The 8,272-nt window shown below is 68.7% G+C and carries 7 protein-coding genes and 1 pseudogene; 5 read left to right on the top strand and 3 right to left on the bottom strand.

Going from position 1 to position 8,272, the window contains the following annotated elements; all coding sequences use genetic code 11:
* The first annotated feature begins 122 nt into the window (after positions 1-122).
* Positions 123-611, top strand: coding sequence for a transposase family protein (locus tag ABZV34_RS35620; protein WP_356286224.1), 489 nt, complete (start codon positions 123-125; stop codon positions 609-611).
* A gap of 37 nt (positions 612-648) precedes the next feature.
* Here the strand turns inward: ABZV34_RS35620 and ABZV34_RS35615 are convergent, their stop codons facing one another.
* From ABZV34_RS35615 to ABZV34_RS35605, 3 genes are all read right to left on the bottom strand, one after another.
* Positions 649-2,409, bottom strand: a complete 1,761-nt coding sequence (locus tag ABZV34_RS35615) for an IS1182 family transposase (protein WP_356286230.1) — start codon at positions 2,407-2,409, stop codon at positions 649-651.
* Between the two features lie 273 nt (positions 2,410-2,682).
* On the bottom strand, positions 2,683-3,702 hold the full coding sequence (locus ABZV34_RS35610) for an IS3 family transposase (RefSeq protein WP_356286227.1): 1,020 nt from the start codon (positions 3,700-3,702) through the stop codon (positions 2,683-2,685).
* Positions 3,703-3,785: 83 nt separating this feature from the next.
* Positions 3,786-4,196 (bottom strand): transposase, encoded by a 411-nt coding sequence (locus ABZV34_RS35605; RefSeq protein ID WP_356286221.1) that lies wholly within the window; start codon positions 4,194-4,196, stop codon positions 3,786-3,788.
* Between the two features lie 304 nt (positions 4,197-4,500).
* Between ABZV34_RS35605 and ABZV34_RS35600 the strand changes: the two are divergent.
* The 4 genes and pseudogenes from ABZV34_RS35600 to ABZV34_RS35585 form a co-directional block, all read left to right on the top strand.
* A pseudogene (locus tag ABZV34_RS35600) lies at positions 4,501-4,944 on the top strand (transposase); the annotation flags it as partial.
* 367 nt (positions 4,945-5,311) lie between these two features.
* Positions 5,312-5,833 carry a hypothetical protein gene (locus tag ABZV34_RS35595; protein ID WP_356286218.1) on the top strand — a complete coding sequence of 174 codons (522 nt, stop codon included), beginning with the start codon at positions 5,312-5,314 and terminating at the stop codon, positions 5,831-5,833.
* Positions 5,834-5,969: 136 nt separating this feature from the next.
* The gene (locus tag ABZV34_RS35590) at positions 5,970-6,173 is read left to right on the top strand and encodes a cold-shock protein (RefSeq protein ID WP_145801666.1); all 204 of its coding nucleotides are present in this window, start codon (positions 5,970-5,972) and stop codon (positions 6,171-6,173) included.
* A 351-nt stretch (positions 6,174-6,524) separates the two neighbouring features.
* A complete protein-coding gene (locus tag ABZV34_RS35585) occupies positions 6,525-8,090 on the top strand; it encodes a DEAD/DEAH box helicase (RefSeq protein ID WP_356286215.1) in 1,566 nt (521 codons plus the stop codon).
* Positions 8,091-8,272 lie beyond the last annotated feature (182 nt).

Below are 8,272 nucleotides of genomic sequence, written 5' to 3'. Positions count from 1 at the left end.
CGAGTTCGAACGGATCATCCAGGAAGCGCGAGCGCGGGCCGATCAGCAAGGCCGGGCCGCATAACCAACGTCTCTACGCAACCAGGGGATTGACAAAGTCGCCCTGCCGAACCGGAGCTTCGATGTGCCGTCAGTCTGCCAGCGTCTGTCTGATCAAGTCGCCCTCGCGTCAGCACCGCGCCCTTGCGGGACTGCCGCAGCGGCTGGCCACGCTGGCTAACCCGAGGCATCGGCGGGGGAAGCGTCACCCGTTCGTGAGCGTGCTGCTGGTCGCCTGCTCGGCCGTGCTCGCCGGGGCCCGCTCGTTCGCCGCGATCGGGCAGTGGGCGCGCAACGCCCCACAGGACACCCTCGCCCGCCTCGGCGCCCGCACGACGACCGTGTTCAGCGCCCGGATCGCGCCGAGCACTGCGACCATCCGCCGCGTCCTGAACGCCGTCTGTCCCGGCGGTCTCGCCGACCTGCTCGGCGCCGATCCGGCCGGAGCGCTCACCCTGGCCGTCGACGGCAAGAGTGCCCGCGGCTCACGCACCGCCACCAGCCCGGCCGCCCATCTGCTGGCCGCGATGACCGGGTCCGGGCAGACCGTCAGCCGGGTGTGTCAATTTTAACGGCTCTGGCGCACATTCGGGATGCTGTTGGTGATCTTCAGTTGGCCAGGGTTCGGCAGAGACGCTTGAATCGGCTGGCTGGACGGGGTTGGCGTGGTGGTGAAGTGCCTGGTGGGAAGTGTCCGCTCAGTCTGATGATGTTGGTTCCGGCGGCGGTGAGAACGTGCTGGACGTGGGTTTTGGTCATCCCTCGGTAGCGGCAGTGCCGTAGTCCGTGGGCGTGGACGGTTTCGGAGACGGTGGCTTCGCATCCGGCCCGGATCGCGTAGTGCTGCCGCCACTGGACAGTGTCCTGCTCGTGTCGGACCCGTGTCTGGATCTCCTGCAGGGGCTGGGGCAGCAAGATGATGTGGCGGCTGCGGTCTTCGGTGGTGCCTGTGCATTCCTGTCGGGCTTCGCAGGCTCGGCAGGCCGGCTTGGGGAACAGTACGGACAGCCGTTCATGCCCGTCACCCCGCGTCGCCTTCCAGGGATGACTGCTCACTCCACGGGGGCAGGTGAGGGTGCGGGCCTGCCAGTCGGGGGTGAAGTCGGCCTTGGTGAAGCCGGGATGCTCGCGGGCCCTCGGGTCGGCCCGAACCGGACCGGTCAGTACCACCCCGTGGGTGCGGGCGGCATGGTCGATGGATTCTGGAGTGATGTATCCGGCATCGACGAAGTGCTCCAGGTCCGTGAACCCCTGCCGGACCAGGTCCTGATGGATCTGTTCGAGGGCGTCGATGTCCTGCTCGGGCGCCGGCCGGGTGGTGACCTGCACGATCACGTGCGGACCCTCACCACAGGTCTCGCTCTGGTGATCGCGGTAGCCGATCCACTCCTTCTGTCCGGACGCGGTCAGCTTCCGGCTGTAGTGGGCCTCGGCGTCATAGGGAGAAACGATCTCCATGCTGGCCCACGGGACGCTGGCCTTCTCCGGGTCCGGCCTTCCCGCGGCCTCGGGACGCGAAGCGGCTCTGCGCGGCATATCCCGCCTGCTCAACCGGTCCTTGGTGGACTTCGCCCCCCGCCACCGCTGCTGCCCAGAACTGTCGAACCAGTACTGCTGCACCCACACACGCCGCAGAATTTCCACCTGAGCCAACGCCCGCAGCCGTGACGGGGCCTGATCGCTGAAAACGGCTCTCAGCAGCCGCATTCCGTCCGCCCCGACCTGCAGCGCGTACTCCTCCAGCGCCGCCTTGCCCTTGGGAAGCCGATGGTAGATGGCCGGACGTCCATACCGGTCCGCCCAATCCGCCGTGATCAACGGCGCCAGCCAGGCCTCGTCCGTCAGCGTCACTTGCTCCAGAGCGGCCCGCAGCGTTTCGGTGACCAACTCCGCCCGGTTCAGCTTACGAACGGCCGCGAGCACATGGGTGGAATCGGTGCGCACCGCACCACGCCGCTTGACCAGGCCCGCGGCCACCAGACGGTCGACCATCACGGCCAGCAGCCGATCCGCCCGGTCATCCTGGGCCATACGGTCCCGGAACTCGCTGAGCACGGAATGGTCAAAGCCCGAATCATCCAGCTCAAGGCCCAGACAGTACTTCCAGTCCAGCCGGCAGCGGACCGCCTCGGCGGCCTGCCGGTCAGTGAGGTTCTCCGCGTACTGCAGCACCGACACCATCGCCAGCCGAGCCGGCGACAACCCCCGCCGCCCATCAACCGGATACCAGTCCGCGAAGTGCTCATCGGTGAACAACTCGTCCAACCGGTCACGCACCCACATGGCCACCGTGCCCCGTGGATTACTCGCCCGCGCCATCCGCACCGTCAACGGCGGAATCACCCGCCCCGAACCTGAACCCATCGACATCGCGGCCACCCCTCCGACCGCTCGAACCACCCCGCCCAGACCAGCGCAGCACACTGCACCGATCCACAGGCCAACCACGACATGACTTCACTCCACCGAGTGAAGATCACCAACAGCATCCCGAATGTGCGCCAGAGCCGTTTATTAGACACTCCCGTCCATGCCCGTATCGCTATCCCGGCGGACAGCCGAGCGCATGAGACCTAGCCGCAGGGCACGCCCCGTTCACCTCGATGCGGAACCTGTCAACGTGATCAAGGCAGGTAGATCGTTCTATCCCTGTGCCGGGATCGTTTGATCGTCCGGTCTGGGCTCGTCGGGCTTGTTGATCCAGGCGGCCTCGGGGAGTTTGGGTGGCCTGGGTTGTTTGCGGACGAAGCGTTCGGGGTGTTTCCCGTAGACCGCCTGCAGAACGTCGGCGCGCATCTCGCGGAGCTGCTCGGCGAGGCCGAAGTGCACGTCGAAGGGCGTGTGCATGGCTATCCCGGAGTGCCGGTGGGCCAGGTTGTACCAGTCGAAGAAGTCCTCGCACCAGCCGCGGGCGTCCTCGATGCAGCCGAACCGGTCGGGGAAATTGTGCCGATATTTAAGGGTTTTGTACTGGCTCTCGCTGTAGGGGTTGTCATTTGAGGTTTTCGGGCGCGAGTGCGACTTGGCGACGCCCAGGTTCGACATCATCTGGGCGACGTTCTCGGCGACCATGGGAGATCCACGATCAGAATGAATCGTCAACTGCCCGTATTCCGCAGGGTACTTGGCGATCGTGGAAGACAGGAACTGCTCGGCCAGCTCCTTGTTCTCCGATGTGGCGATCATCCAGCCGACGGTGTAGCGGCTGTAGATGTCGATGATCGTGTAGAGGCAGAAATAGCTCCCCTTGACCGGTCCCTTCAGTTTGGTGATGTCCCACGACCACACGCGGTTTGGCCCTTCGGCGACCAGCTCGGGCTTCTTGCGCGGCGGATGGGTGGCCTGCCGGCGCCGTTCACGGACCTCGCCGTGTCTGCGCAGCAGCCGGTACATCGTCGACTCCGAACACAGGTAGACGCCGCGGTCGAGGAGGACCGCGTAGATCTCGCCCGGCGCCATGTCGACGAACTCGCCCGACCGCAGGACCTCCAGGACTCTGGCCTCCTCGGCCTCGGTCAGGGCCCGTGGATGACGGCGCCGCTCGCGTCGCGGTGGCCGCGCCGGGGCCGGGCGCTGGCGGTGATGGCGGTAGTAGGTCGCCCGGCTCACGCCGAGTGCGGTGCACGCCTTCACGCGGCCGACCAACTCCGTCAGCTCCTCCAGCGCCCGGGCGCGGGCCGTCTCGAAGACGGTGCCCGCCACCGGACCCGGCCCCGCGGCACCCGTGTCCGTGTCCGCCGGGATGGTCACTTGCTCTCGCCGTTGCTCGTCATGGCGCTGTCCGTGGCGAACTGGTCGAGCAGCGCGGAGAGTTTTCCCTGCACCTCGATCACGGTGCGGGCCTTGCCCAACTCGGCCTCCAGCCGGGAGTTTTCGGCCTTGAGTCGAGCGATCTCCTTGTCCCTCGGGTCGGCCTTCGGCCGCCCCGCCGACGCGGCGAGCGCCGCCTTCGCGCCCCGGTCCCGTTGCTCACGCCAGTTCGTGATCAGTGACGAGTACAGGCCCTCCCTGCGGAGCAGGGCTCCCTTGCCCTGCTTGTCGAGAGTGTCGTACTCGGCGAGGATCCTCGCCTTGTACTCCGCTGTGTACCGGCGCGGGCCGGTCGAACGGGGTTCTACCTGCGGATCAGGGGTCCCGTGGTCGTTGGTGCTGGCCACCTGGGCACTACTCCCCGACTGGACGGGGGAGACCAGCACGAACGCCCGTGCCCGGCGTCGCGGTTCCACCCGGACGAACCGCCCTGCGATACGGCCCTTCAGGACCTCGAACCTCCCTTGCCGTTGGGTAGGATCTATGGTGTTACCTGCGGCCACCGTCTGATCTTCTGTCTTCACACACCGATGATCAGAGGAACCGCAACTACCGCCTCGCCCCCGACAGTCCAACCTTAGGACAGGGGCACCGGACAACAGGCGGCAGCAAATGGGATACGAGGGTATCCGGGCCTCACCCCGCCGCTTCGCCCAGCACGGCGGGGAGTTGACGCCGTAGGGGCAGCAGCACCTGCTGGACCGGGCCCGCTGGGACGCGGACGTGCTGCGGGATTTCGTGCGCCGCTACGTCATCGCTTCCCTGTCGGTCGGCCGGGTGGGGGCAGGACCGGACGGGTGCGGGGTGCTGGTGGTCGATGAGACCGGGTTCGCGAAGAAGGGACGGGCCTCGGCCGGGGTGGCGCGGCAGTTCACCGGAACGCTGGGCGGGGGCTTCCCCTGCCAGGTCGGGGTGATGGCCGCCTGGGCGACCGGGGCCGGGCAGGCGCTGGTGGACCGGGAGCTGTACCTGCCCAAGGAGTGGACCGGCGACCGGGCGCGCTGTCGGGCCGCGCACATCCCCGATGAGCTGGGCTTCGCCACCAAGCCCCGGCTGGCCGAGCGGATGATCGAGCGGATCCTGGCCGACCTGCCTGCCGGGCGTGTGTGGGTTGGCCGCGGACGAGGTCTACGGCCGCGACGGGGCCTTCCGTGCCTTCCTGGAGCGGCACCGCCTGCCGTATGCCGTCAACGTGCCGGCCGACCACACGTGCTGCCGCGCCCGGGCTGGCGACACCTGGCCCGCCTGGTCGAACGCGTAGCGGCCGAAGGGACTGGGTCGAGCTCGCGGCCGGCCCGAGCCAGCTGGACTCCCGCGCCTGGCAGTGGTGGGTGCGTCGCATCCCGGACCCCGAGTTGGAGGTCGGGGAGGGTGCCTGGGCCCGGTGGGTGATCGTCCGCCGCGGCCCGACCGAACCCGACAAGCGGGACTACTACCTGGCCTGGGGCCCCCGGAGACCGAGGTGGAGGAGCTGGTACTCGTGCCCGGGGCGCGCTGGCGGGTGGAGGAGGCGATCAAACTGGCCAAGTCGTCGGCCGGGATGGCCGACTACGAGGTGCGCTCCTTCCACGGCTGGTACCGGCACATCACCCTGGCCAACTGGCCGCAGCGTTCCTGGCCGCTCAGGCCGCCGCCGCACGCGAACAGGCAGTTCCCCGGCTCGGCGGGCCACCGGGGCAAAGAGGGGGACTCGCGCAGTCCCACCACCCTCGATGACACCGCCCCGATCGCCTACACCGCCTACGAGGTCTGCCGACTCCTTGAGGTGATGGCCCCTCAGCCCGTCCCGAAGGCGCGGATCCGGCACGGACTGCACTGGTCACGCTGGCGCCGCTGCCACCAGGCCCTCGCCCGTGCCTGTCACCGCCGACGCAACCAGAGCCGCCCAGCGGTACCCGGCACCCCTGCCCTTGCCGAATACCTCATCGGCAAGCGCAGGGTGTTCGTGCTACGTTGTGGGCAGTTGCAGTTGTGGTACCCATGAACTTGTGTGCACTCGACGGGCGTGATCCGGGGGTGCATTTTTGTTTTGCCGGTCATCTCCGGATGGGCTCATCGCGGCGACGCGGACTCCGCACAGTGCGGTTTTCGGTTCGGCCCCCTGTCTTGAGGAGATACACATGGCTACTGGCATCGTGAAGTGGTTCAACGCGGAAAAGGGTTTCGGCTTCATCGAGCAGGACGGTGGCGGCGCTGACGTCTTCGCCCACTACTCGAACATCGCCGCCCAGGGGTTCCGTGAGCTCCAGGAGGGCCAGAAGGTCTCCTTCGACGTCACGCAGGGCCAGAAGGGCCCGCAGGCGGAGAACATCGTTCCCGCCTAAGCACTAACGCGCACCACCGGGTAGGGCCCGCACCGCAAGGTCGCGGGCCCTACCCGTCGCCCACCCGCCACTTCCCGTTCTGGGCCGGCGAGCTTGGGCACATCGCATTGCCTGCATGGCAGGCGGCAGCTCGCAGCCCTGAGGCCGCGCACCGCTTTCTGCCCCCGGACTTCATCGGTCCGGCGTGTCGCCCACCCGCTCGGTGGCGTGATCCTTCGAAGTGCGTTGGCGCGGATGATTCCGCCCCGCTTCGCTTCTCCCCATTCCTTCGGTTCGTCTCTGTGATGCCTTCGTGCGGCGTGTTCGCTGCTGGGGCTTCCTGGGTGCGTGCCGTGTCCAGGAAGGTTCTCCTTGAACCCCGTTCGTTCCAGTCGTTCGTATTCCAGCTCCAGTTCCACCAGCCGTAGCGGCGCTTCGAGCGCCGGCGGTTACAGCCGTTCGGCCCCGAGCCGTTCCGGCGCGCCGAGCCGTTCCGGCGGTTACGCCGGGTCCGGCGGCTCCGGTCGCTCCGGCGGCTACGCGGGCTCCGGCCGTTCCGGCGGCTCGAGTCGACGCCCGTCCGTGCAGGGCGAGTTCGCCTTGCCGGTCACTCTCACCCCGGCACTGCCCGCGGTGGAGTCCTTCGCCGCTCTGGACATGCCGGCGGCCCTGCTGGCGACGCTGGCCCACGAGGGCATGGCGGTGCCGTTCCCGATCCAGGGTGCGACCCTGCCCAACGCCCTGGCTGGCCGCAACGTCCTGGGCCGCGGCCGTACCGGTTCCGGCAAGACCCTCGCCTTCGGCCTGGCGGTGCTGGCCAGGACCGCCGGGCAGCGCGCCGAGCCGCTGCAGCCGCTGGCCCTGGTCCTGGTCCCGACCCGTGAGCTCGCGCAGCAGGTCACCGACGCGCTGACCCCGTACGCCCGCTCGCTGCGGCTGCGGATGGCCACCGTGGTCGGCGGCATGTCCATCGGGCGGCAGATCCATCTGCTGCGCGGTGGCGCCGAAGTTGTCGTCGCCACCCCGGGCCGGCTCAAGGACCTGATCGACCGGGGCGCCTGCCGTTTGGACCAGGTCGGCATCACGGTGCTCGACGAGGCCGACCAGATGGCGGACATGGGCTTCATGCCGCAGGTCACCGCCCTGCTGGACCAGGTGCGCACGGACGGGCAGCGCATGCTGTTCTCCGCCACCCTCGACCGCAACGTCGACCTGCTCGTGCGCCGCTACCTGCACGACCCGGTTGTCCACTCCGTCGATCCCTCCGCCGGAGCGGTCACGACGATGGAGCACCACGTGCTGCACGTCCACGGCGCGGACAAGAACGCCGTGACGACGCAGATCGCCGCCCGCGACGGTCGGGTCATCATGTTCCTCGACACCAAGCACGCCGTGGACAAGCTGACCGACCACCTGCTGAACAGCGGGGTGCGGGCCGCGGCGCTGCACGGCGGCAAGTCCCAGCCGCAGCGGACCCGCACGTTGGAGCAGTTCAAGACCGGGCACGTCACGGTGCTGGTCGCCACGAACGTCGCGGCCCGCGGCATCCACGTCGACAACCTCGACCTGGTCGTCAACATCGACCCGCCGAGCGACCACAAGGACTACCTGCACCGCGGCGGCCGGACCGCCCGCGCCGGCGAGTCCGGCAGCGTCGTTACCCTGGTCCTGCCCAACCAGCGCCGCGACATGATCCGCCTGATGCGCGACGCCGGCATCACCCCGCAGACCGCACAGGTCCGCCCCGACGAGGCGGAGCTGACCCGGATCACCGGAGCCCAGGCTCCCAGCGGTATCCCCTGCTTCATCGCCGCGCCGGTCGTGGAGCGTGCCAAGCGCAGCACCTCCGCGACCCGCGGCCGGCGCAGCCGCTTCGCCCAGGCCCGCCGCTCCGCCCCCAGCGAGCGCCCGGCGCCCCGCGTGGCCCTCGCCGCGTAACACCCCCACCGGCACCGCTGCAAAGCCGCTCTACCCCCGGCCAGCCGGGGGTAGAGCGGCTTTCGCATTGGCCTTACCCGGCAATACCCCAATGCCGTTGCCATAGACGGGTTTTCGCAGTACGTCGGTACTCATGAGCAGATTACGGCCGTCGCTGCTGCCTGATGTTGGACTGGGGGCGT

The organism is Streptomyces sp. NPDC005195 (assembly GCF_040608315.1).
In the GTDB taxonomy this organism is placed as follows: domain Bacteria; phylum Actinomycetota; class Actinomycetes; order Streptomycetales; family Streptomycetaceae; genus Streptomyces; species Streptomyces kaempferi.
The sequence above is the reverse complement of the archived record's forward strand: the minus strand, read 5'-3'. Positions and strand labels throughout refer to the sequence as shown.